The organism is Saprospiraceae bacterium (assembly GCA_016719615.1).
Lineage (GTDB): Bacteria > Bacteroidota > Bacteroidia > Chitinophagales > Saprospiraceae > Vicinibacter.
The window spans coordinates 1,834,949-1,860,597 of record JADJYQ010000001.1; the positions used below are offsets into that span (position 1 = coordinate 1,834,949).

Consider the following 25,649-nt stretch of genomic DNA (forward strand, 5'->3'; position numbering starts at 1 on the left):
TAAAGTTACATTATTTTCCTAATCTGAGATTGGATTGAATGAATCGCGTTCATAAGCCTTTGATTCCCTACCCCACTTACAATCCCAAACTTCAATTGCTTCCCAAAAATGACATTTAAATACTGTTTAAACAAAGCATCTCGATCCTCAGGATTTTCACGTAATGGATCATAAAACCATGGAATATCAGGCATACAAATCAGGTAATAATCTGCAGGGTTTGACAGCCATAAGTCTTGTAAATCACGATTCCAAATTTTGAATTTATAGCGATACCAAATGTAATAAGTCAATAAATCGGTATCCCAAATTTGCATGGTTTCATTTGAAACAAATTTCATTAACTTATTGTTATGTATTTTAGACATTTGGAGAATATCATTCGACGAGTAATCAGGCCCAAATGAATGCAGATATTCGCGGCTATATTCCACAATCAATGTACATTTGTAGTACATACTCAATTGTACTGCCAATGTAGATTTGGCAGTTGATTCGGGTCCTGTAATGGCTATTTTAAAAGACATTTTTGCACGATCGTATTGTTACATAGAATTTATGCACGATATAGAACCTTTTTACCATTGGAAGGAAGTTTACGATAGTTCAGATGATGTACATTCTCCATTTTACGGAAAGACTTATGAAACTCTAAGATATACAAATAAAATATACAATTATTACATACATCCTTTATGGGATGAAATGGGCTCTGAAACGCTTTTTGTAAAAATTATTTATGCAGATTATGAAGAAGGCTTTTGCATTATAGAACTTATAGGTGAGTGGAATGATTGTATTCATAACGATATTATGTTTTTAAAAAGAAAACTTGCAGATTTATTAATCAAAAAAGGAGTCATCAAATTCATTTTGATGTGCGATCATGTATTTAATTTTCATGGTTCCGACGATTGCTATTATGAAGAATGGAGGGAAGATATTTCTGATGAAGGTGGGTATATTTGTTTAGTGAACTTACAATCACATGTATTATCGGAACTAAAACAGTATGGAATTCATTTTCACGTTCATTACGGAAAATCATTTCAAGATTTGAATTGGAGAAAAATGGAGCCTTTATCGTTAAAGGAATTTATAGAAAATAAAATTTAAATTGGAAACAACTTTCAAAGCGGGTTTTGTAAATTTAGTAGGTCTTCCCAATAGCGGAAAATCCACCATCTTCAATGCATTGTTGAAGACAAAACTTGCGATTGTCACACACAAACCACAAACCACAAGACAAAGAGTTCTGGGCATCCTTTCACAAGAAAACAAACAGCTCATTCTGTCAGATACACCCGGATGGATTGAAAAAACATCATATCCCCTTCATGTTGCAATGAATATTCAAATCCGCAATGCTATTGAGGATGCTGATGTACTTGTACTAGTTGTTGATGGCAGCTCTACTTCGGTCCTTCCTGAAGATTTTTTAAAAACAATCCAGTTTTCAAAAATTCCAGTTTATTTATGCGTCAATAAATCAGATCATGCACACCCAACAGCAGAACTCATCTATATCAAACAATTAAATGATTATTCAATCGAGGTTAAAGCCATACATAAAGTTTCCGCATTAAAAGGAACGGGTATTGAAACTTTACTCGAGCAAGTTTTTAATGAATTGCCGGATCACCCACCCTATTATACAGAAGATTTTATAAGTGACAGATCTATCAGATTTTTCATCTCAGAGATGATCCGCGAACAAATTTTGCTCTTGTACGATGCTGAAATACCATACCATGTGTTTGTTGTTGTAGATTCTTGCAAGGGAGTTGATGAAAAAGCAAATCTTGCACATATTTATGCGACCATTTATGTAGGAAGATCGTCCCATGTATCAATTATGATTGGGAAAAACGGTCAAAAATTAAAAGAGCTAGGAATTCAATCAAGAATTGAAATCGAAAATTTTCTTGACCAAAGAATCTATTTAAATTTAAGTATTAAGCTAAAAAAAGAATGGAGGGACAACTCCAATTTCATACAAAAATCAGGAATATTTCAATGAGTTTCACAGTAGCAATAGTAGGAAGACCCAATGTGGGTAAATCAACATTTTTCAATAGACTTATAGGTCGTAAAAAATCTATTGTCGACGATACAAGTGGGGTTACACGAGACCGTATATACGATGTCTCGGATTGGAATGGAAAGAATTTTACGGTGATCGACACCGGTGGTTTTGTACCTAATAGCTCGGATCTTTTTGAAGCAGGAATTCGCAGGCAAGTCGAATTGGCGATAGAAGAAGCTCAATGCATTTTATTTATGACGGATGCTTCAACTGGAATAACAGATCTGGATCAAAGCATGGCGCAAATCCTTAGGAAATCAACTAAAAAAGTTTTTCTCGTCGTCAATAAAGTTGATAATCCTGAAAGGGCATTTATGGCACATGAAATGTGGAGCCTTGGATTTGATCAGATGTATACAATTTCCGCAATATCCGGAAGCGGCACAGGCGACTTACTAGATGAAGTTAGTAAACTTGTTCCAGATGAAGAAAAACTTGAAACTGATTTACCTAAATTCGCCATCATCGGGCAACCCAACGTTGGCAAATCAAGTTTTTTAAATGCATTACTTGATGAAGAAAGAAATATTGTGACCGAAATAGCAGGCACTACCCGAGATCCCATTCATACAGTTTATAAAAAATATGGTAAAGAATTTATTCTTGTCGATACAGCCGGTATTCGAAAGAAATCAAAAGTTTCTGAAGATCTCGAGTTTTATTCTGTAATCAGAGCTATTCGTGTTATTGAAGAATGCGATGTTTGCTATCTTATGATGGATGCTAGTTTAGGTATAGAGTCTCAGGATATGGAATTGGTTTCTCTGGTTGTCAAACGAAACAAAGGACTGGTTGTTCTGGTAAACAAATGGGATTTGGTTGAAAAAAGACACCAACACTATGAAACAGTTTGAATTGCAAATAAAGTCTAAACTGGCACCTTTTTCAGACGTCCCGGTTGTGTTTATTTCTGTCAAAGACAAACAACGCATTTACCAGGCTATGGAAACAGGATTGGATGTATTTACAAATCTGCGCAGAGAAATAAAAACTTCTGAGCTCAATGATAAAATGCTGGAAGCCATTGGAAAAATTCCACCACCATCGTATCGAAATCATTTGATCAAGATAAAATATATTACTCAGATCAAAAAGCCATACCCTACTTTTGCTTTCTTTACCAATTACCCCGAGCAAATTAAAGGATCTTATAAACATTATCTGGAAAATCAAATGCGAGCTCTTTTTAATTTTACGGGTGCACCTATTCGATTATTATTTAAAGAAAAATGAAATTTTTATTTTCTCATACAGAATTTCAAGGCCTTGTCATTATCGAACCACAGGTATTTTCTGATGCGAGAGGTTACTTCAGCGAAACCTTTAATTCAAAGGAATTTTTAATTCATAAAAACGAATACTTTTTTGTTCAAGATAATGAATCCCATTCTTCTTATGGTGTTTTAAGAGGCCTGCATTTCCAATTTGGTAACAATGCCCAGGCAAAATTAGTCCGGGTGGTTTATGGGGAAGTAATTGATGTCGTAGTTGATTTAAGGCCTGATAGCAAAACTTTTCTTAGACACTATAATATCATTCTTTCAGCATCCAATAAAAAACAGTTATTGATTCCGAGAGGTTTTGCACATGGCTTCTGCGTCTTAAGTGAAACCGCTATTTTTTCCTATAAATGCGACAACTATTATTCACCCGCGAGCGAAGGTGGGATCCATCCCTTAGATCCTGAATTAAATATTCAATGGGGAATTCCTGAAACTGAATTAATTATTTCAGCAAAAGACCTCGCTTTACCCATGCTGTCAGAATATCTCAAAAATGCCCATTAAAATATTAGTCAACGGTTCGAATGGGCAACTGGGAAAAGAGTTGCAAGATATTCAAAACCAGTATCCGGATTTAGATATTAAATTTTACGCAAAAAATGAATGGGACATCAATTCAGAAATCCATTCTCAAAGAATTCTGGAAATAGAAAAAGCAGATTATCTCATCCATACAGCAGCCTATACAAAAGTTGATCTTGCTGAAGTAAATTCAGAAATTTGTTTTCAATTGAATGCCTATGCACCTCAATTTATTGCAGGAATTTGTAAAAAATACAAAACCCGCATGCTTTACATTTCAAGTGATTACGTTTTTTCAAATAATGAACCTGCACTTATAACTGAAGATACTCCTAAAGCAACCAAGGGCGTCTATGCTAAATCAAAAAGCCTGGGAGAGGATTTGATACTTGATATTTTGCCAGAATGTCTTATCATAAGAACATCTTGGTTGTACAGCAGTTATGGACATAATTTTGTTAAAACAATGTTGCATTTAGGACAAAAAAGTAGCAAAATTAAAGTAGTAAATGACCAAACGGGAAGTCCAACATACGCGCGGCATTTGGCTCATGCACTCTTAAAAATGATAACACAAACTGCAGGAAAAACGTTAGATCTTAAGAATAGGGTTTTTCATTATTCAAACCAAGGTACCTGTACCTGGTATGAGTTTGCAATTGAAATTTTTAAATATAGTCAAATAAATGTGGAGCTTGAAAAGATTAGCACGAATGATTTTGGAGCTGCTGCACCAAGGCCAAGCTATAGTGGACTCGATTGTTCGCGTATTCAGCAACAATTTGAATTTAATATACCCACCTGGAAAGTAGCTTTACATGAATGCTTGGATAGGATTTTGCCCAATAATAAAGACCGTGCACATGAAAATGTATAAGTTTATTGCATTAGTTGTCATTAGCTGCTGTACGCTAAATCTTGAAGCCACTCATAATCGGGCAGGTGAAATAAGTTTTATTCAATTATCAGATTTTAGCATCCAAGCGACGATCACTACTTATACAAAAGCCAGCAGCACCGCAGCTGATCGGGATAGTTTGATTATAAATTGGGGCGATGGGAGCTCTAGTACCGTGTTAAGATCCAATGGATCAGGCGAATTACTTTCGAACAATACCAAGAGAAATTACTACATTGCAACGCACAACTATCCGGGAAGGAGTACGTACAAAATAAGCGTAATGGATCCTAACCGCGTAGACAATATTTTAAATATTGATCCACCAAATAGTGTCAATATACCCTTTTATATACAAACAACTGTTAGTCTCCTGAATTTGCAGTTTCAATCACCCAACAGATCTGTACAGCTCCTACAAGCTCCCATAGATTTTGCATGTGTAGGCGTTGTATTTCAGCATAATCCGGCTGCATATGATGCGGATGGAGATAGTTTAAGTTTTGAATTTTCAGTTCCATTAATGGATAACAATTTGCCAGTACCTAATTATATTTTTCCAAACCAAATAAATCCGGGCATTAATAATGCAATAATGTTGGATTCGCAAAAAGGTACATTTACTTGGGCTAGCCCGCAAAAAGCTGGTGAATATAATATTGCATTCATTATTCACGAATACAGAAAAGGAGTTCGCATCGCAAGCACCATTCGGGATATGCAAATATTTGTGCGTCAGGATTGTAGTAAAAATACACCTCCTGTCATTACATCTGCATTTGATACCTGCATTGTTGCCGGCACTATTCTGGAGTTACCAATCACGGTAACTGATCCTGATACCCTTTCACTGGGATCAAAAATTAAAATCGAAGTGAGTGGTGCCCCATTTTTTACAAGCCCGACTATGGTATTAATGGCTCTAACATCGTATACAACTTCCCCAATTAATGCCAAATTGACCTGGGTAACAGATTGTTCTCTGGTAAGAAAGGAATTTTATACACTTGTTATTAAAGCGACAGATAATATACTTGATAGCACTGGAATTTCAAGCCTACATACGCTTCGTATTAAAGTCGTCGGACCTGCACCTGAAAACCTTCAAAGTGAAGCAGATTCAAAATCAATCAAGATCAAATGGAACCATCCTTATGCGTGTACTCATTTTCCTGATTATTTTAAAGGATTTTCTGTCTGGCGAAAAGAGGGATCATCAAATATTCCTTTAGACACCTGCAATCCTGGCCTACAGGCATCTAGTTACAAGCAAATAGCATATTTGGTAAATAATTTTGATGGTATGAATTACCATTACCAGGATAGTACGATTGTTGAAGGAAAATTTTACTGCTATCGGGTTCAGGCTGAATTTGCGACCACCAGCCAGTCAGGATTTCCAATTAATTTCGTAAGTAGTTTACACTCTAATGAAACTTGCAATAGTTTGCCATTAAATATACCAGTTTTACTCAACGTTGACGTAACACAAACTGACAGTCTATTAGGCGAAATTTCTGTTCGTTGGACCAAACCTAGTCCAATTGAATTTGATACCATTAAATTCAAAGCCCCTTACAAGACTAGCATCTATTTCAAAACAAAAAATAATCAGTGGGAAAAAATATTGAATTCTGAACACAGTTATAACTCCTATTCTTCTATCATCGATACTATATTTCACCATACACGATTAAATACAGCTCATCTTCAATATTCTTATTATGTTGAATTATTGTCAACTCCACTAAATGAACATTTTTCGGATAGTGCGGATATGATATTTCTAAGCACCCAAGGAAGCGATCGCAGTTTAACATTAAACTGGAATGCAGTTACCCCTTGGACAAATTACAAATATGATATTTTTCTTTTTAATAATAACACACTAGTCTTTGATTCAATAGCTTCAACAAACTTAAACACATTTACAATTCAGAAATTGACCAATGAATTAGAATATTGCGTTTACATTAAAGGATATGGCGCATATGGGGTTTCAAGATTTGAAAAACCACTCATAAATCATTCGAATATCTCCTGTGCAACTGCGATAGATAATATTCCGCCATGTTGTCCAAAATTGATGGTTTCAGATCCTTGTGATGATGAATTGCAAACTCCTGGGCTTGAATTAAAAAATAAATTGAGTTGGACATTTCCTGATATATGTAAGGCCGATGATGCGATAGGTTATAAAATTTATGCTTACTACAATAAACAACAAAAACTAATTCAAACCATTGAAAATGTTCAAACCCAAACTTATGAACATTTTCTATTAGACAGCATTCCGGAATGTTATCTCGTAACTACTTATGACCTTGCTGGAAATGAATGTATAAATGTTGATTCAGTCTGCATAGAATATTGCCCTATTTATAATTTGCCAAATACGTTTACACCCAATAGTGATGGGCATAATGATTTATTCAAACCTTTTCCTTACAGATTTATAGATAAAGTCGAATTTAAAGTATTTAATCGTTGGGGTAACCTTGTATTTCAAACAGAAAATCCGGATATATTATGGGACGGTAAATCATCATCCGGCTCAAGGCTTTCAGATGGCACCTATTATTATACTTGTCTGGTGTATTATTCCGGGCTTTTAGTTCATTCAAATCCTACGAATCAATTGAATGGCTTTATTGAATTAAGAAGTGGTCAAAAATAATTAGATTTATGTTTACAGGAATTGTAGAAACCATTGGAACCCTCAAATCATTAAATAAAAATGGGCAAAATATTGATTTTGTAATCAGTTCTAAGATATCTAATCAGCTCAAAATTGATCAAAGTGTGGCACATAATGGTGTGTGTATGACTGTCATCAAAAAAACAAGAAACACTCATGTTGTTACGGCTGTCCACGAGACTTTAATGAAAACAAATTTGAATTTGTTGAATTCAGGTGATGCCATAAATTTAGAGCGCGCCTTAAAATTTGAACAAATAATTGACGGACATCTGGTTAGTGGTCACATTGACACAACTGCGCAGCTTCTAAAAATAGAAGACCAGAAAGGCAGTTATATCTTGAAATTCAAACTCGAAAGTGAGGATCGAATTTACTTAATCCCAAAAGGATCTGTTTGTATAAATGGGGTAAGCCTTACAGTAATAAATTTAAAAAAGAAATCATTTTGCGTCTCGATCATTCCATATACCTGGAGGCATACACAATTGCAGTTTCTTAAAAAAGGAGACTTCGTAAACATTGAATTTGATATGCTAGGGAAATATATTTTAAGAGCTCACAATCTCCTCAAATAAAAAAGGGCTTTTTTAAAAGCCCTTTTAAATATTATTTATTCGCTTATTTCAGCGGCCTTCTCACCTACCCGGACAAACACATCTTTGAATTTCTTCAAGCCAGTACCTGCTGGTATTTTCTTACCAATGATTACATTTTCTTTGAGTCCAGACAAGTCATCGCTTTTAGCAGCCATTGCTGCAGAACTTAAGACTTTGGTAGTTTCCTGGAACGAAGCCGCAGAAATCCAACTACTTGTACCCAATGAAGCTCTGGTAATACCTAATAACAAAGGACTTGCCGTTGCAGGCGTTGCATCGCGAACCTCCACCAATTTTTTATCATTTCTCTTTAAGAAAGAATTTTCTTCGCGTAATTGCCGGATATTAATCAACTGCCCTGGTTTAAGTTTACCGGAATCGCCCGCTTCAGTAACAACTTTTTTATCAAAAATATCGTCATTTGCTTCAATAAAATCCCAGCGATCAACAGGTTCGCCTTCCAGCAAAGTAGTATCACCCGGATCTTCAATTTGTACCCAACGCATCATTTGACGAACGATCACTTCTATATGTTTATCATTAATATTGATACCCTGTGATCGATAAACTTCCTGGACACCATTTACAAGATGATATTGCACTGCAAACAATCCTTTGATCATCATAATATCGCGTGGTGCAATATTACCATCAGACAAAGGCGTACCGGCTCTCACAAAATCACCCTCCTGAACAAGAATATGCTTTGATAATCCAATTAAATATTTTCGACGTTGAGCGGTTCGTTCATCTTCTACAAATATTTCACGATTTCCTCTCTTAATCTTTCCATAATAAACAATTCCATCAATTTCTGAAACTACGGCCGGATTTGATGGATTTCTTGCCTCAAACAATTCTGTTACACGTGGCAGACCACCGGTAATATCCGAAACCTTACTTACATTTCTTGGCATTTTACCAATGATTTGTCCAGAATTGATTTCCGAATTGTCATCAACTGCAATATATGCACCTACCGGTAGAGAATAGTTTTTCAATTCTTCACCAGCTGCATTAACAATGGATATAGTTGGAATCTTTTTCTTATTCTTAGATTCGATAATTACCTTTTCCGAGTAACCCGTCTGGTCATCTCGTTCCATGCGGAAAGTAATACCTTCTTCAATAGAATCATATTTAATGATCCCGGGGAATTCAGATACTATTAATGCATTAAACGGATCCCAGTTACATATCAAATCACCTTTTGAAACAGTCTGTCCTTCTTTTACATAAAGTGTAGAACCATAAGGAATATGCATACTCGTCAACATCTTTTTCGATTCATTATCGAGAATTCTCAATTCTCCCGAGCGCGATAATACAATCGTAGTTTTGTTGCCTTCCTGCATAAACAAAGAGACTTTCAAACCATCATATTCTACGATACCATCAAACTTTGTAGTAATCTCAGATTCTGCTTTTGATACTGCTGCAACACCACCCACGTGAAAGGTACGAAGTGTAAGCTGCGTTCCCGGTTCACCGATGCTCTGTGCTGCAATAATACCTACAGCATCACCTTCCTCTGCATTTCTGCCTGTTGCCAGATTTTTACCATAACATTTATTACAAACGCCTGTTCTTGACTCACAAGTCAATACAGAACGAATAGTAACAGATTCAATACCTATTTCTTCAATGAAGTTAGCTGCCTTGTCATTGATATAATCTCCTGCAGATAAAAGAATTTCATCTGTATTTGGATGAATAATATCATGTAGGGTAAATCGGCCAACTATTCTAGATGATAAGTTTTCAATCACTTTATCATTATCGATCAAAGCTGTAGTTTCAATCCCTCTCAAAGTATTACAATCCAGTTCTGAAACAACAACATCTTGAGCCACATCGACAAGACGACGCGTCAAATAACCAGCATCTGCTGTCTTTAAAGCCGTATCAGCCAAACCTTTTCGAGCACCGTGTGTAGAAATAAAATATTCCAAAACGCTTAGCCCATCCTGAAAATTCGATAAGATCGGGTTTTCAATAATTGCACTTCCTGTATCACCTGATTTTCTTGGCTTTGCCATCAAACCTCTCAAACCGCACAACTGCTTAATCTGTTGTTTTGAACCCCTTGCGCCGGAATGCAACATCATATAAACCGAATTAAAGCCACCCTTATGCGTAGCCAATTCTTTCATAAGATTATCGGTAATCCTGTTATCTGCATAAGTCCAGCGATCGATGATCTGATTATAACGCTCGTTATTGGTAATTAGACCCATATTATAGCTATCCCAGATTTCATCTACCTCACGTTGAGCATCATCAAGCGTTTTTTGCTTGATAGAAGGTGTAATTAAATCACCTAAGTTAAAAGAAAGGCCTGCCTTAAATGCCCAATAAAAACCAAGATCTTTTATATGATCCAAAAACTTAGCGGTAACCTGAAAATTGGTACGCTGTATAATCATACCAATAATGATCTTGAGATTTTTCTTTGTCAATAATTCATTTACATACGGAACAGACTCAGGAACAGCCTCATTAAAAAGTACTCTACCTACGGTAGTTTTGATGACCTTCCAGCCCATTTCTCCCTCTTCTGTTTCAACTCTAGCTCTGACACTAACTGGTTCATGCAAATCAATGATTTTTTCACTAAAAGCGATCATTACCTCTTCTTTATCATAGTAAACTCGCTCTTTCTTAACTACATCAGTGATGCGTTCTTTGGTCAGATAGTACAATCCCAAAACCATATCCTGAGATGGAAGCGTGACTGGTGATCCGTCTTGTGGGTTAAGCATGTTATGACTTGCAAGCATCAATAACTGCGCTTCAAGAATAGATGCATTGGCAAGAGGCACGTGAACCGCCATTTGGTCACCATCAAAGTCAGCGTTAAACGCTCCGCACACCAATGGATGCAATTGTATTGCTTTTCCTTCGATCAATACGGGCTGAAACGCTTGTATAGATAACCTGTGCAGTGTCGGCGCACGATTTAATAATACGGGATGCCCGCGAAGAATATTCTCAAGAATATCCCAAATCACAGGGTCTTTGCGATCTACTAATTTCTTAGCAGATTTAACGGTCTTAACGACACCTCTTTCAATCAACTTACGGATGATAAACGGCTTGAACAATTCTGCCGCCATATTTTTCGGCAACCCACACTCATGTAATTTAAGGGATGGTCCGACAACGATTACCGAACGACCACTATAATCCACACGCTTACCTAGTAGGTTTTGACGGAAACGTCCTTGTTTTCCTTTGAGAATATCACTTAATGATTTAAGAGCACGTCCACCTTCTGCTTTTACTGCATTTGATTTACGGGAGTTATCGAATAATGAGTCTACTGCTTCCTGAAGCATTCTTTTTTCATTTCTCAAAATAACTTCAGGAGCTTTAATCTCCAACAATCTCTTCAAACGATTATTTCGAATGATGACCCGGCGATACAAATCATTTAAATCTGAACTTGCGAACCTGCCACCATCCAGTGGAACCAATGGCCTCAATTCGGGCGGAATAACCGGAAGATATTGGATTATCATCCATTCCGGTTTATTGTTTTTTGAATTTAAACCTTCCCGAAAAGCTTCTGCAACGCGAAGCCTTTTTAGCGCTTCGGATTTTCTTTGTTGAGAAGATTCATTAGATGCCTGATGCCTTAACTCAAATGAAAGGTCATCTAAAGTAAGACGGGTTAAAAGATCAAACACCGCTTCAGCGCCCATTTTAGCAACAAACTTATTGGGATCCTTATCATCCAATAATTGGTTTTCTTTTGGCAAAGCCTCGAGGATATCAAGATATTCTTCTTCTGTAATTAAATCAAGATAGCTAGAACCATTTGAAGCTGCAATACCTGGTTGAATTACTACAAATCGTTCATAATAAATGATAGACTCTAACTTTTTAGAAGATAAGCCAAGCAGATAACCTATTTTATTAGGTAAGCTCTTAAAGAACCAGATATGAACTACCGGTACTACAAGTTTAATATGACCCATCCGTTCGCGGCGCACTTTCTTTTCTGTAACTTCAACACCACATCTGTCGCAAACAATTCCACGATAACGAATGCGCTTGTATTTTCCACAATAACATTCGTAATCTTTGACAGGACCAAAAATGCGTTCACAAAACAATCCGTCTCGTTCAGGTTTGTATGACCGGTAATTGATCGTTTCAGGTTTGAGTACTTCGCCAAATGAGCGCTCCAAAATATCATCTGGAGAACTTAGGCTAATAGTAATTTTATCAAATTCCTGATCTTGCTTTATAGTTCTATTTTTAAAGTTCATATTTCAGATTATTAAGGAAATTATTCAAATTTAACATCCAGGCAAAGTCCTCTTAATTCATGAATCAATACGTTAAATGATTCAGGAATATTGGGTTCCGGAAGATTATCACCTTTGACGATTGCTTCATAAGTTTTAGCACGACCAATAATATCATCTGACTTGATGGTCAACAATTCTCTTAGAATATTTGCTGCACCAAATGCTTCCAATGCCCAAACCTCCATCTCTCCAAAACGCTGACCTCCGAACTGAGCTTTACCTCCTAATGGTTGCTGCGTAATCAAAGAATATGGACCAATGGACCTTGCGTGCATTTTATCATCAACCATGTGAGATAATTTCAACATATAAATAACTCCCACGGTGGCCTGTTGATGGAATCGATCACCTGTTTCGCCATCCGTCAAATAGGTCTGTCCGTATTGTGGTAAATCAGCAATTCTAATTTGCTCTTCAATATCATGGATGGTAGCTCCATCAAAAATGGGTGTTGCATAATGCAGTCCCATTTTTTTACCGGCCCAGCCCAATACTGTTTCAAAAATCTGTCCAAGATTCATCCTTGATGGAACCCCTAATGGATTCAACACGATATCTACAGGACTACCGTCCTCAAGGAAAGGCATATCTTCGACCCTAACGATTTTGGAAACGATACCTTTGTTACCGTGTCTTCCTGCCAACTTATCTCCGACTTTTAATTTTCGTTTTTTGGCAATATATACTTTTGCCAATTTCAAAACACCTGCTGGCAATTCATCTCCAATGCTAATGTTGAATTTTTCGCGTTTATACTTACCAACTTCCTCATTAACTTTAATGTTGTAGTTATGGAGTAATTTACTTACCAACTCATTTTTTTCAGTCTCTTTAGTCCAATTAAAATAATCAACTTTTGTAAAATCTAATTTTTTCAAAAGTGGATTTGTGTATTTACTACCTTTTGGAATAAGCTCTTCTCCATAAATGCTTTTCACACCAGATGATAGTTGATCTTTAACTATTTTCAATAATTTGTCAATCAATACTGTTTTTAATTCATTCAGAATAATGTCATGTTTGTCATCTAGACGAGTCAACAAATCTTTTTCCTGAACTTTTTGAAACTTATCTTTTTTGGCGCGTGCATAAAGTTGTTTGTCAATAACCACACCTTCAACAGATGGCGGAACTTTTAAGGAAGCATCTTTTACATCTCCTGCTTTATCCCCAAAAATTGCTCTTAACAATTTTTCTTCAGGGGTAGGATCAGTTTCTCCTTTTGGGGTAATTTTTCCAATTAATATATCACCCTCTTCAGCATTTGCTCCTATGCGAATAATACCATTCTCATCCAGATCTTTTGTAGCTTCTTCGCTTACATTCGGTATATCATTTGTCAATTCTTCCTCCCCTAACTTGGTATCTCGTACTTCCAATTCAAAACTTTCGATGTGGATGGAAGTAAAAATATCTTCTTGAATAACGCGCTCAGAAATTACAATAGCATCTTCAAAATTGTAACCTTTCCAAGGCATAAAAGCAACCTGTAGATTTTGGCCTAATGCCAATTCCCCATTTTCAGTAGCATAACCATCAGAAAGAATAGTACCAAGCGCTACGCGTTCGCCTTTTTTAACCAATGGTTTTAAATTGATACAGGTAGCCTGGTTGGTACGTGCAAATTTTGTAAGATGGTACTCTTTAAAACTATCTTCAAAAGAAATTAAATTATCTTCAGCATTGCGATCGTACTTGATTACAATTTTGTTTGCGTCAGCGTATTCAACGACCCCATCACCTTCTGCAGTTATCAACATGCGTGAATCGTGAGCAACTTTTGCTTCCAGACCAGTACCTACAATTGGCGCATGAGGTCTGATCAATGGAACCGCCTGACGTTGCATGTTTGAACCCATCAAAGCACGGTTAGCATCATCGTTTTCGAGAAAAGGAATCAAGGATGCGGATACTCCAACAATCTGATTGGGAGCAACATCCATGAAATGCAAATCTTCCTTATCTAATACCGGAAATTCCCCGTGTTCACGACCTTTTACTTTAGCAATTTGGAATTCACCCTTTTTGTCGACAGGAACATTGGCCTGTGCAATTCGAGCATAATCCTCTTCTTCTGCTGACAAATATTGGATCCCATTTTTCACACTCACCTTTCCGGAATCTATTTTCCAATAGGGTGTTTCCAAAAATCCCATACTGTTGATTTTCGCATGTACACAAAGTGTAGAAATCAATCCGATATTAGGACCTTCAGGAGTTTCAATTGTACACAAACGACCGTAATGCGAATAGTGAACATCTCGCACCTCAAAACCGGCGCGTTCCCTGGATAAACCCCCAGGCCCTAGAGCTGAAATTCTTCGCTTATGTGTAATCTCAGAAAGTGGATTGGTTTGATCCAAAAACTGCGATAACTGACTCGTACCGAAAAATGAATTAATAACTGATGAAAGTGTTCGTGCATTGATCAGGTCAATTGGTGTAAAAACCTCATTGTCTCTTACATTCATGCGCTCTCTGATGGTTCTTGCCATACGTGCAAGTCCAACGCCGAATTGAGCATACAACTGTTCACCAACTGTGCGGACGCGTCTGTTGCTCAAGTGATCAATATCGTCAAGTTCAGCCTTCTGATTGATCAAAGAAATGAGATATTTCACGATCTCAGTGATGTCTTCCTTGGTCAAGACCAAAGTTTCGTCAGAAGTATTTAGATTTAGTTTTTTATTAATTTTATAACGCCCAACATCTCCAAGATTATACCTCTTATCGGAGAAGAATAATTTATCAATGATGCCCCGGGCTGTGTCGTCATCTGGTGGATCTGAACCACGTAATTGGCGATAAATATGGATAACGGCTTCCATTTCAGAACTGGAAGGATCCTTTTGCAAAGTGTTATAAATGATCGAATAATCTTCAGTAATATCCTCTCTTTGAAGGATGATAGTATCTACATTGGCATCTGCGATCAATTTTACATTTTCTTCATCGAGAATGGTATCTCTTTCAAGAATAATTTCATTTCTTTCAACAGTTACCAATTCACCAGTATCCTCGTCAACAAAATCTTCGGTCCATCTCCTTAAAACTCTTGCCGCTAATTTTCTACCGATGGCTTTTTTTGAGATCTTTCTGTGTAGATTTGATCTCTTCAGAAAGGTTAAATAATTTCAGAATGTCTTTATCTGAAGTATAACCAATCGCCCTTAACAAGGTAGTTACAGGAAATTTCTTTTTTCGATCGATGTAAGCATACATGACAAGATTAATGTCTGTAGCAAATTCCATCCAAGCACCCTTAAATGGAATGACCCTGGCTGAAAATATTTTAGTACCATTGGGGTGGTAAGTTTGGCTATAAAATACGCCAGGAGAACGATGTAATTGAGACACAACTACCCTTTCAGCTCCATTGATTACAAAAGTACCTTTTGGGGTCATGTAAGGAATATTTCCAAGAAATACATCCTGCTCAATGGTTTTAAAATCTACGTGCTCCTCATCATTACATGAAAGGCGCAATCGGGCTTTTAGTGGAACTGAAAACGTCAATCCTCTTTGCCCGCATTCATCAATGGAATAGCGAGGAGGATCGACATAGTAATCTAAAAATTCGAGTACGAAAATGTTTCTGGCATCAGAAATTGGAAAATTCTCTTTAAAAACTTTAAAGAGACCTTCATTGATCCTTTTATCCGGAGTAGTTTCCAACTGAAAAAACTCTTTAAAGGATTTAATTTGAATTTCAAGAAAATCCGGATATGGCACTTGTAAAACTGCTCTTCCGAAATTATGCCGCGTTCTCAATTGTGATTTGGTTTCGACTGAAGCCATTATGGTTTAATTTATTTAAAATTCCAGAACCTTACCAATAAATAATATATGGCCTGGGTCATAAATTTTCCTTATAACCCGGGCCATACGTTTTATGTATACCTTTTTCTTTCAAAGGTGTACGATGATCAATCAATGTAAAATTATTTTACTTCGATTTCTGCACCTGCTGCTGTGAGTGTATCTTTCAAAGAATTTGCTTCTTCTTTAGACACACCTTGCTTCAATGCAGAAGGAGCTCCATCTACGAGGTCTTTAGCCTCTTTTAGACCAAGGTTCAACAAATTCTTTACTTCCTTAATGACGTTCAATTTGTTTGCGCCACCAGAAATCAAGACTACGTCGAATTCTGTTTTTTCTGCTACTGCCGGGGCTCCGCCACCTGCAGGACCTGCTGCTACAGCTACTGCTGCCGCTGCGGGTTCAATTCCGTACTTATCTTTTAGCACAGAAGCTAACTCAGTTACTTCCTTGATCGTAAGATTTACCAGCTGATCTGCTAAAGCATTTACATCTACCATGTTTTAATTGTTTTCGTTGTTAATAATTTTATGCGTTTAATACTTGGAAGCCAAATTTATAATTGTGCGATTAGGCACTTGCTCTTTCTTCGAGCGTTTTTAAAATACCAGCAATAGTTTGTCCACCGCTCTTCAATGCTCCAATCACATTCTTTGCTGGAGATTGTAACAGCATGATAATATCACCTACCAACTCGTCTTTCGATTTTAATGCAACCAAAACATCCAGTTGGTCATCGCCACTAAATATTGCGCTATCTATATAAGCTGCTTTTATCAAAGGCCTGTCAGCGTGTTCGCGAAATGCTTTGATCAGGCGTGCAGGAGCAGAAGGATTATCCGTAAACATCAAAGATGAAGGACCCTCGAAAGCACTATAGATTTCTGCGTATCCTTCGTTTTCTAAACTTTGTAATGCTTTTACGGCAAGTGTATTTTTTACAACTTTCATTTCTATACCTTGTTCAAAGCATTTTCTGCGAAGTTTATTCACTTGTTCGACCGTTAAAGTCGATGAATCGGTAACATAAAAAAATTGTGCTTTTGAAAAGCGTTCTTTTAATTCCTGAATTGCGTTTGATTTATCTTGTTTAGTCATGTCTTTAAATTTGAAAGCGAGAAAAATTAATGAGCCACTTTAGGATCCAATTTAATACCCGGACTCATCGTTGATGCCATAGAAATAGATTTAAAATAAGCTCCTTTAGCTGAAGAAGGTTTTAGCTTATTGATTGCATGAATCAACTCCATACTATTTTCTTTAAGTTTTTCAGCAGTGAATGAGACTCTGCCTATAGATGCATGTATGATTCCAAATTTATCAACTCTAAATGCAATTTTTCCGCCCTTCACATCATTAATGGCACCTGCAAGATCCATTGTAACGGTACCTGTTTTAGGGTTAGGCATCAGTCCCCGAGGACCTAATATCTTACCCACTTTACCCAACTGGGCCATTACGGTTGGCATTGCTATGATGATATCGATATCTGACCAACCTCCGGCAATTTTTTGGATATACTCATCAAGTCCTACATGGTCTGCTCCAGCTGCCTTCGCTTCGGCTTCTTTTTCGGGTGTACAAAGCACTAAAACTCTTTTTGTTTTTCCAGTTCCATTCGGCAAAGTAACAGTTCCACGAATAGCCTGGTCTGGTTTTCTAGGATCTACTCCCAAGCGAATGTGTAAGTCAACCGAAGCATCGAATTTAGTGGTGTTCACAACTTTTACAAGACCACAAGCATCATCCAAATTATACATTTTCTTTGGATCTACTTTTTCATTTACTGCTTTTCTTTTTTTGGTAAGATCTGCCATACTTTAAAATTTTTAGGTACCAACGTTTCGTTGTTTATGCGAAACTCCCTTATTATAAAAAATTATTTACTTAGACCATGGGGCATCCCCGGAAACGGTCAAACCCATACTTCTAGCAGTTCCGGCTACCATCTTCATAGCAGATTCCAGCGTAAATGCATTTAAGTCGGGCATTTTATCTTTCGCAATCGTTTCCACTTGTTCCCAGCTTACAGAACCTACTTTCTTGCGGTTCGGTTCAGGAGAACCCCCTTTTATTTTTGAAGCTTCAATCAACTGCACTGCTGCAGGAGGTGTTTTTACTACAAAATCAAAGGATTTATCCTTAAAAAGGGTAATTAACACAGGTAATAATTTTCCAGGTTGGTCTTGCGTTTTTGCGTTAAATCGCTTACAAAACTCCATGATATTAATACCTTTCGAACCTAATGCCGGACCTACAGGCGGTGCAGGGTTTGCTTGTCCACCTTTAACCTGTAATTTTATATAACCTTCAATATCCTTTGCCATAATCCTTAATTAATTCGTTTTTTCAATTTGCATAAAATTCAATTCGACTTCTGTTCCTCGTCCGAATATTTTTACAATTACTTTCAATTTTTCTTTTCTTCATTGACCTCTTTGATATCGCCAACAAATTCATTGAATGGACCATCTACAATTTTCACAGTTTCCCCAACAATAAACGGTTCAATCATGGTTTCCCCAACTTGTTGGGATTCGTCAACTTTACCTAACATCCTATTGGCTTCAACCTGTGTCATCGGTATAGGATTATTCTTTCCTAAAAAGTGAATGATGTCTGGCATATTTGTGATATGTTGAACAATTTCACCCGTTAACTTTGTTGGAATCGCTTCCACAAGCAAATAACCTGGCAGAATATTTCTTTCCAAGATTACTTTTTTGCCATTTCGGATTTTATATACTTTTTCCGAAGGAACTATTACCTGTGTAATAAGTTCAGACCATCCGGATCTGTTAATTTCAAGCTCGAGTCTTTCACGGATTTTCTTTTCTTTACCGCTGATCACCCGAAGTGAATACCACCTTTTTTCGTCACTCATTTTGGTGGTATTATAAACTGTAGACAAAGTTTAGTACCTGATTCACAATAAAATCCATACCAAATACCATAAGGCTGAGCAGCAGTGCTGAAAACACGACTACTTTTGCACTATCTACTAAATTTTCTCTTGTTGGCCAAGTTACTTTGTCAACAAGTTCCTGATAGCTTTCTTTGAAATATAATACGAATTTATCCATTTTCATTTGCCTTTGCACGGGCAGAAGGACTTGAACCCTCAGCCTACGGTTTTGGAGACCGTCGCTCTGCCAGTTGAGCTATGCCCGTTTGTTTCATTCTGTTTAATTTTTACATTAAGCAAAATGAAGACGTGAATTATCTTATTTAATCTAATATTTCAGTTACCTGACCTGCACCAACCGTACGACCACCTTCTCGGATTGCAAAACGCAAACCTTTCTCCATGGCAATTGGATTGATCAAAGTAACTTCCAAAGAAATATTATCACCCGGCATAACCATTTCTACTCCTTCAGGTAATAAACACTCTCCAGTTACATCCGTTGTTCTAAAATAGAACTGAGGTCTGTATCCTTTGAAAAACGGAGTATGTCGACCACCTTCATCTTTTGAAAGTACGTATACTTCTCATTTAAATTTCATATGCGGTTTTACAGAACCTGGAGCACAAATAACCATTCCTCTGCGGATATCATCCTTCTCCATACCTCTCAATAAAAGACCTGCATTATCACCAGCTTCACCGCGATCCAATAATTTACGGAACATTTCTACTCCTGTTATAGTTGAAGTCAAAGCTTTTTCACCAGGTGCCTGCATCCCAATAATTTCAACACCTTCACCTACTTTTATAATACCTCTTTCAATTCTTCCGGTTGCAACAGTTCCACGACCTGTGATTGAAAATACATCTTCAACAGGCATTAGGAATGGTTGATCCACCAAACGCACTGGTTCAGGAATTTCATTGTCCACAGCATCCATCAAATCCATGATAGCTTTCTTTCCTCCCTCTTCGCCTTCCAATGCTTTTAAGGCTGACCCTTTAATTACAGAAGCATTGTCACCATCAAATTGATATTTGCTTAAAAGTTCGCGAACTTCCATCTCTACAAGATCCAACATTTCAGGATCGTCAACTAAGTCCACTTTATTCATGAATACCACAACACTTGGTACACCTACCTGTCTTGCCAACAGAATGTGTTCTCTGGTTTGAGGCATAGGTCCATCTGTTGCAGCTACAACGAGAATTGCTCCGTCCATTTGAGCTGCACCTGTTACCATGTTTTTTACATAGTCGGCGTGACCCGGACAATCTACGTGCGCATAATGTCTTTTAAGAGTTTCGTACTCTACGTGCGCAGTGTTAATGGTAATACCCCTTTCTTTTTCTTCGGGAGCATTATCAATTGAATCGTAATCCTTTTTTTGAGCAAGTCCCTTCTCTGCCAAAACCATAGTGATAGCAGATGTCAAGGTTGTTTTACCGTGGTCAACGTGACCGATAGTACCGATGTTGACGTGCGGTTTTGACCGATTAAATGTTTCCTTTGCCATTGTTGACTATTTTTGCTTTTATGTTAAATAAGATAATATTACCTGTTGAGCCAATGAAGGGAATTGAACCCTTGACCCCTTCCTTACCATGGAAGTGCTCTACCCCTGAGCTACATTGGCTAGAAATAGTTGGATCCGGTTTTTTACCTTCTCGACTTTGTTTTTAATTTTCCACACTTTTGTGAAATCTTTTCTTCTCAACCATGAATCCTGGCGCTAAAAGTGCTGTATACCACCTTAGTTTTACTTTTACTAATGATGGTTGGATCAGGTCTTATATTCATTTCTTTCTTCCTATTCTTGTCAAACACTTTTGTCTGACACCAAATGTTGCTTTCAACCCTGTTTCATACCTCTGTGATTATAAATTCATATTATTGAATCTAATCACGATTTAATTGAGCAGGAGACGAGACTCGAACCCGCGACCCTTAGCTTGGAAGGCTAATGCTCTACCAACTGAGCTACTCCCGCAATTCGGCATGTGTATGCGTGTGTGCATGTGTGTGATAAGGGCTAATTTCTTTATAGATTTATCTTTATAATCTATTTTTTATTTTTGAATTGTGGTTTTTGAACTCAGGCATATGAAAATCTGCCTAACATCAAAAATTCTCCAATTCCTCAGTTTTAAATCTCTGCTTGTCTTTTTGGGTTCGTGATAAAAGCAGGCATTTCTTTAAAATTCTGCTTCGATACCTCTCCCTCTCTAGCTCATTCAGACCCTCACTAACACTGAATTGTGGGGGTGATTGGATTCGAACCCATTCAGTCAAAGACACCAGATTTACAGTCTGGCCCGGCTCTCCAACTCCGGCGCACCCCCATCAAAGAACTGAGCCAGTGGACGGACTCGAACCCCCGACCAGCTGATTACAAGTCAGCTGCTCTACCAACTGAGCTACACTGGCTTCTGCTTATTAAAAGGCATACGATTATACCCTCCAAAAAAGAGATTGCAAAGATATAACTATTTGAAAAAATGGCTCAAAAAAAAATACAAGTAATTGTTAATCATTACTATACTACATATCAAATTGAATATCAATACAATATGTACTAAAAAATGAGCTTCGCTCCTTATTAATGCTTCGCTTGTATTTTTGTTTTGTATTTCCCCCATTGTATTTTGAGAATGTTAAGTGCATCTCGAATGGCTTCTTCAAAAGATTTTCGGGTAGATTTAGCAATAAGAGGATGTCCGGGAATATTTATGATAAGTTCCACCACTTTGTCTTGTACCTGGCCTGTTTTTTCAAGCTTTAAAATGACTTTTGCTTCTAGATTATCCTGTCCCAACAACCTGCCAAACCTGGCTAATTTTTCTTCAATGTATTGAAGTAATTTGGTGTCTGCATCAAAATGAATGGATTGAATTCTGGTCATCATTTTTATCATTTTAGGTTAAATAATAATATATCATTAAAGATTCATTTGTTCACTCCGCTTTTGGGTGACAACTGGTATAGGCCTTTTTCAATTGTTCAATTGAATTGTGTACATAAATCTGGGTTGCTGCCAAATTTGAATGCCCCAAAAGGCTTTTTACGGCATTGATGTCAGCCCCGCTATCTGCCAAATGTGTTGCAAAAGAATGGCGCAGCACATGAGGACTCTTTTTTAATATTGTCGTTTTGTCAACAAGCCAGCCTTTGACTATCAAATAGACCATTTTGGGGTATAATTGCTTACCGTTCTTCAAGAGGAATAAATATTGCAAACCAGAGCTATCTACTTTTGCCCTATATCTTAAATAACGAGAAAATACTGCTTTAAGTTCTTCTCCAAATGGAATAATTCGCTCTTTTCCTCCCTTTCCCAAAACCTTTAATTGGCGATAATGCAAATTAAGGTCCGTAAGTTTTAGTGCCACCAACTCAGCTCTTCTTAAACCAAGCTCATACAAACACCGCAACACCGCAAAATTTAGAAACATAAGGTCATCGGATTCCTCTTCGGGAAGGTCCTTTAGGCATAAGAGATCCTGCGATCTAATGACAACAGGTAATCTCTTTTTTATTTTAGGCACCGTTAATTTGGACGCCGGGTTGATTTTTAAACCTTTGCGCTTCTTCAAAAATTTATAAAATGCATTAAGCGAAGATATTTTACGCCTTACTGACCGTGGCTCAATCTTTACAGAACTCAGGTGAGCCAACCAGGATCGCAAATGCAAAAATTCAGCCCCCTCTGGAGACATTCTATCGTAATGAATAGTAAGATAGTTCGAGAACTGGGCAATGTCGCTAAGATAAGCCTGACAAGTATGCTCTGAATAGCGTTTTTCTGCCCTAAGGTAGGATTCAAATAAATCTAAATAGTTCATCCGTTAGCAAAGCTAACTAACAACTAACGAATTATTTAAATATTAAAGAAATTTATTACATGTACTTAGCTACATACTCCTGACGGTACACAGCTTTTAGAACTTCAGATCTACGCGATACAGAAGGCTTCGTGAAGTGCTTGCGCTTGCGCAATTGGCGCAAAGTCTGAGATTGCTCAAATTTTTTCTTATACTTCTTGAGCGCCCTGTCAATGGATTCCATTTCTTTTACATCAATAATGAGCATATTTTCTTTTAATGTTTGGACCGCAAAGGTAAAATTTATTTGAGTTATCCCATAAAAAAAAATAGCGGATTAAAGAATCCGCTATTTTTTTATCTAAAAGATAAGAATTTATTGTTTTTCAAACACTCTTATCGCAGTGTGACCCCAGGCACATAAGGCACCATCGGGATGCAAAGAAGAATTGTTTGCAGAAGGAAATTCGAACACTTTCCATCTGAAAGTAATTGGGCTTAAGGAAGCAATTTCCGGTGGGAATGCATCATATTCGCCCGCAGTCTTTGAGACCGGAGCTGCAGGTGCTACCAATCTTAATCCACCTCCACAACCATCGGTTTGGACCGGAAAGGCCAATGAATCACCTCCGGATTGGTTCTTAAAATTATATAGCAAATAAGGTACAAATGTGACAGCAGCGCCTCCTGGTTGGCCAATGATATACACGCCATCAAAAACTTTAGTGATATCCTGCAAATGTCCGTTAGCAGTTCTTCTGTAAGTACCTTCCATTGCGGTTGGGCCTGGATTAGCGATTGGACCGGCAATTACGATATTGGCACTTGTAGTTACTTTATAACCACCCTTGTTAAATTTTTCAAAACCAATACTGTAACCTCCTATCTCAGATAAATCTGGTACGCCCAGATTCTCGGACTTAAGAATATTCACAGAATCTGATCCTGTTTTTCCGCCATGGCCTCCTACCATTCCAAAAACAGTATCCACTGCAATTGCCACTACTTCAGGTAAATCGGCTAAAAGTGTAGCCTGTCCAACTCCATATACATATGAATCTGCCATCAACTTTTCAGCAATAAAAGGCAAACTAATTTGTTGTGGAGTCGAAGGTACAAGATCGTCGTCTTTACACGCATTTATGAGCAGTGTCAAGAACAATATCGAAGCTAAATAATAGATTTTATTTTTCATAGTCATTGTAAGTTTAATTATTTATCCCAAAATACTTTCGCAGTTAAACCATGTTGTCCAACAAAATTCTGATTCAAGCTTTCCTCAATTTCCGGATATGGAAGTATACTTGGAAATATTCCAGTACCTAATGCATTTTTTGTTGGGCTCTTAAATATACCGCCATTGCTTGCAAATAAAGGCTGTCCGGCGTCATCCATTCTTCTGGTTTCAATCCAGGATTCGATTGGCTGAAGGCCATTCATACAGACCCATTTTTGATATGCTATGGATTTTATTGGATTTGCAGCATCGAAGGCACCTTTACCGGCCAGATAGGTTGCATCAGCTCCTGCAGTAACACCCAAATAAGCAAAACTTTCTTTGACTGCATTTTCATAGGAAACTTTTGCATCGCCACCGGCTCCAAGAGCTGCAGCTTCTGCCAAAAGCAAATTACCTTCCCAAGCAGATAAAAATATGACTGGAGCGGTAGGGCTAAAAATTAAACCACCTGCGGATTTAAGTGCGCCGGCAGGTTTAGAAAAAACAGCCGAACTAGTAGGTGCTTGTTCAACGTCACCAGGATCCATTCCTTTGTGATCTCCATTGTCATTTCTATCATACAGATAGTCAATACGTGGATCGTTCGTACTTTCCAAATAATTTAATGCAGTTGTTGTAGCAACATAGAAATTGCCAAGTGCCGTACTTTTAGCAGCTGTCCAAAATGGATTGCTACCAGTAGAACCGCCAGGAAATCTAACCATTGCAGCTTCATCATTGGTCGTAATAAATGGAGCACCGCTTGCAATCAATTCTGTAGCCTTAGCGGTATTGCCTGAGCGCAAATACAATTTCAACAACAAAGTATTTGCAAACTTTTCCCATTTAGCCAAATCGCCACCATAAACCAGATCATCGCCTGCAGGATGTCTAAAAGAACCTCCGTCATGCAAAATCTGAGCTGCAGATATTAATTCCGCTGCAAGTGCAGGATAAACCACATCTTTAGCATTGTCGTATTTTGGATGGAGTATGGATCCATCTTCAATATCACCTTTTAGTGCCTCCAAATAAGGAATATCTCCGAAAAGGTCAGCACAGGTTTGAATGCCATAGGCTTTCATAATCTTTGCCATTGCCACATAAAACTTTTCTTCAGGAGCTTCTTTAATGATAAAGTTCATATTATTAGCAGCTCTGTAAACAGATCTGAAAATTTCATTTCCCTCTGTTGAAGAAAGGATATGTTGATCCGGATCTCCTAAAGACACACCAGGTCCGCCCGTATGATATTGAGACCAGATGCTGATAATAGGAAATATTCTTTGGCCGAAACCAATGGCTGTGTACAACTGACCAGAGCTCAACTGCAAACCTAGGTCTGAAGTATTCGACTGGTTAGGATCCACATTTACATCGAGATAATTGTCGCACGATGTAATAAATATACTCAGAAATATGATTACTGAAAGTATATGTTTATTTTTAATTAAGTTCATATTCATAATATTTAATCAG

General features: G+C 37.4%; 18 protein-coding genes, 5 tRNA genes and 4 pseudogenes. 7 read left to right on the forward strand and 20 right to left on the reverse strand.

The features are described 5' to 3' along the window. Positions 1-5 precede the first annotated feature (5 nt). Positions 6-527: an ATP-binding protein gene (locus IPM92_07530; protein ID MBK9108227.1), complete on the reverse strand. Its 522-nt coding sequence runs from the start codon at positions 525-527 to the stop codon at positions 6-8. A 31-nt stretch (positions 528-558) separates the two neighbouring features. Between IPM92_07530 and IPM92_07535 the strand changes: the two genes are divergently transcribed. The 7 genes and pseudogenes from IPM92_07535 (at position 559) to IPM92_07565 (ending at position 8,065) form a co-directional block, all read left to right on the forward strand. Continuing rightward, positions 559-1,116 carry a hypothetical protein gene (locus IPM92_07535; protein MBK9108228.1) on the forward strand — a complete coding sequence of 186 codons (558 nt, stop codon included), beginning with the start codon at positions 559-561 and terminating at the stop codon, positions 1,114-1,116. Between the two features lies 1 nt (position 1,117). After that, positions 1,118-2,020, forward strand: coding sequence for a GTPase Era (era, locus tag IPM92_07540; protein ID MBK9108229.1), 903 nt, complete (start codon positions 1,118-1,120; stop codon positions 2,018-2,020). Then, positions 2,017-3,319, forward strand: a pseudogene (gene der, locus IPM92_07545) (ribosome biogenesis GTPase Der). Before era ends, der begins: the two are co-directional and overlap by 4 nt. Beyond that, positions 3,316-3,873, forward strand: coding sequence for a dTDP-4-dehydrorhamnose 3,5-epimerase (gene rfbC, locus IPM92_07550; protein ID MBK9108230.1), 558 nt, complete (start codon positions 3,316-3,318; stop codon positions 3,871-3,873). Before der ends, rfbC begins: the two are co-directional and overlap by 4 nt. Continuing rightward, positions 3,863-4,768 (forward strand): dTDP-4-dehydrorhamnose reductase, encoded by a 906-nt coding sequence (rfbD, locus tag IPM92_07555; GenBank protein ID MBK9108231.1) that lies wholly within the window; start codon positions 3,863-3,865, stop codon positions 4,766-4,768. Before rfbC ends, rfbD begins: the two co-directional genes overlap by 11 nt. After that, positions 4,755-7,466, forward strand: a complete 2,712-nt coding sequence (locus IPM92_07560) for a gliding motility-associated C-terminal domain-containing protein (GenBank protein MBK9108232.1) — start codon at positions 4,755-4,757, stop codon at positions 7,464-7,466. Before rfbD ends, IPM92_07560 begins: the two co-directional genes overlap by 14 nt. Positions 7,467-7,474: 8 nt before the next feature. Next, entirely contained in the window at positions 7,475-8,065 is a 591-nt protein-coding gene (locus IPM92_07565; protein ID MBK9108233.1) for a riboflavin synthase, read from the forward strand. 35 nt (positions 8,066-8,100) lie between these two features. On the opposite strand, the gene rpoC is transcribed toward IPM92_07565, so the two are convergent. The 19 genes and pseudogenes from rpoC to IPM92_07660 form a co-directional block, all read right to left on the reverse strand. Continuing rightward, positions 8,101-12,360, reverse strand: a complete 4,260-nt coding sequence (rpoC, locus tag IPM92_07570) for a DNA-directed RNA polymerase subunit beta' (protein ID MBK9108234.1) — start codon at positions 12,358-12,360, stop codon at positions 8,101-8,103. Positions 12,361-12,380: 20 nt separating this feature from the next. Next, positions 12,381-16,200 (reverse strand): annotated as a pseudogene (gene rpoB, locus IPM92_07575) (DNA-directed RNA polymerase subunit beta). A 143-nt stretch (positions 16,201-16,343) separates the two neighbouring features. Beyond that, on the reverse strand, positions 16,344-16,721 hold the full coding sequence (rplL, locus tag IPM92_07580; protein ID MBK9108235.1) for a 50S ribosomal protein L7/L12: 378 nt from the start codon (positions 16,719-16,721) through the stop codon (positions 16,344-16,346). A 70-nt stretch (positions 16,722-16,791) separates the two neighbouring features. Continuing rightward, a complete protein-coding gene (locus IPM92_07585) occupies positions 16,792-17,319 on the reverse strand; it encodes a 50S ribosomal protein L10 (GenBank protein ID MBK9108236.1) in 528 nt (175 codons plus the stop codon). 26 nt (positions 17,320-17,345) lie between these two features. Then, positions 17,346-18,038, reverse strand: a complete 693-nt coding sequence (locus IPM92_07590) for a 50S ribosomal protein L1 (protein MBK9108237.1) — start codon at positions 18,036-18,038, stop codon at positions 17,346-17,348. 66 nt (positions 18,039-18,104) lie between these two features. Beyond that, positions 18,105-18,548, reverse strand: coding sequence for a 50S ribosomal protein L11 (gene rplK / locus IPM92_07595; protein ID MBK9108238.1), 444 nt, complete (start codon positions 18,546-18,548; stop codon positions 18,105-18,107). Positions 18,549-18,557: 9 nt separating this feature from the next. Next, a pseudogene (gene nusG, locus IPM92_07600) lies at positions 18,558-19,105 on the reverse strand (transcription termination/antitermination factor NusG). Positions 19,106-19,115: 10 nt separating this feature from the next. Beyond that, the gene (gene secE, locus IPM92_07605) at positions 19,116-19,304 is read right to left on the reverse strand and encodes a preprotein translocase subunit SecE (GenBank protein ID MBK9108239.1); all 189 of its coding nucleotides are present in this window, start codon (positions 19,302-19,304) and stop codon (positions 19,116-19,118) included. A gap of 15 nt (positions 19,305-19,319) precedes the next feature. Continuing rightward, positions 19,320-19,392 (reverse strand) — tRNA-Trp (locus IPM92_07610). A gap of 57 nt (positions 19,393-19,449) precedes the next feature. After that, positions 19,450-20,646, reverse strand: a pseudogene (tuf, locus tag IPM92_07615) (elongation factor Tu). A gap of 48 nt (positions 20,647-20,694) precedes the next feature. Beyond that, positions 20,695-20,766: transfer RNA gene (locus IPM92_07620), tRNA-Thr, on the reverse strand. Positions 20,767-21,047: 281 nt separating this feature from the next. Then, a tRNA-Gly gene (locus IPM92_07625) sits at positions 21,048-21,120 on the reverse strand. Positions 21,121-21,389: 269 nt separating this feature from the next. After that, positions 21,390-21,472: transfer RNA gene (locus IPM92_07630), tRNA-Tyr, on the reverse strand. Between the two features lie 12 nt (positions 21,473-21,484). Then, positions 21,485-21,557: transfer RNA gene (locus tag IPM92_07635), tRNA-Thr, on the reverse strand. 172 nt (positions 21,558-21,729) lie between these two features. Next, positions 21,730-22,035, reverse strand: coding sequence for a ribosome-associated translation inhibitor RaiA (locus IPM92_07640; GenBank protein ID MBK9108240.1), 306 nt, complete (start codon positions 22,033-22,035; stop codon positions 21,730-21,732). A gap of 49 nt (positions 22,036-22,084) precedes the next feature. Further along, positions 22,085-22,972 (reverse strand): tyrosine-type recombinase/integrase, encoded by an 888-nt coding sequence (locus IPM92_07645; protein MBK9108241.1) that lies wholly within the window; start codon positions 22,970-22,972, stop codon positions 22,085-22,087. Between the two features lie 55 nt (positions 22,973-23,027). After that, positions 23,028-23,219, reverse strand: a complete 192-nt coding sequence (locus IPM92_07650) for a 30S ribosomal protein S21 (protein ID MBK9108242.1) — start codon at positions 23,217-23,219, stop codon at positions 23,028-23,030. A gap of 108 nt (positions 23,220-23,327) precedes the next feature. Next, on the reverse strand, positions 23,328-24,146 hold the full coding sequence (locus IPM92_07655; protein ID MBK9108243.1) for a hypothetical protein: 819 nt from the start codon (positions 24,144-24,146) through the stop codon (positions 23,328-23,330). A gap of 17 nt (positions 24,147-24,163) precedes the next feature. Continuing rightward, positions 24,164-25,630: a SusD/RagB family nutrient-binding outer membrane lipoprotein gene (locus IPM92_07660; GenBank protein ID MBK9108244.1), complete on the reverse strand. Its 1,467-nt coding sequence runs from the start codon at positions 25,628-25,630 to the stop codon at positions 24,164-24,166. Positions 25,631-25,649 lie beyond the last annotated feature (19 nt).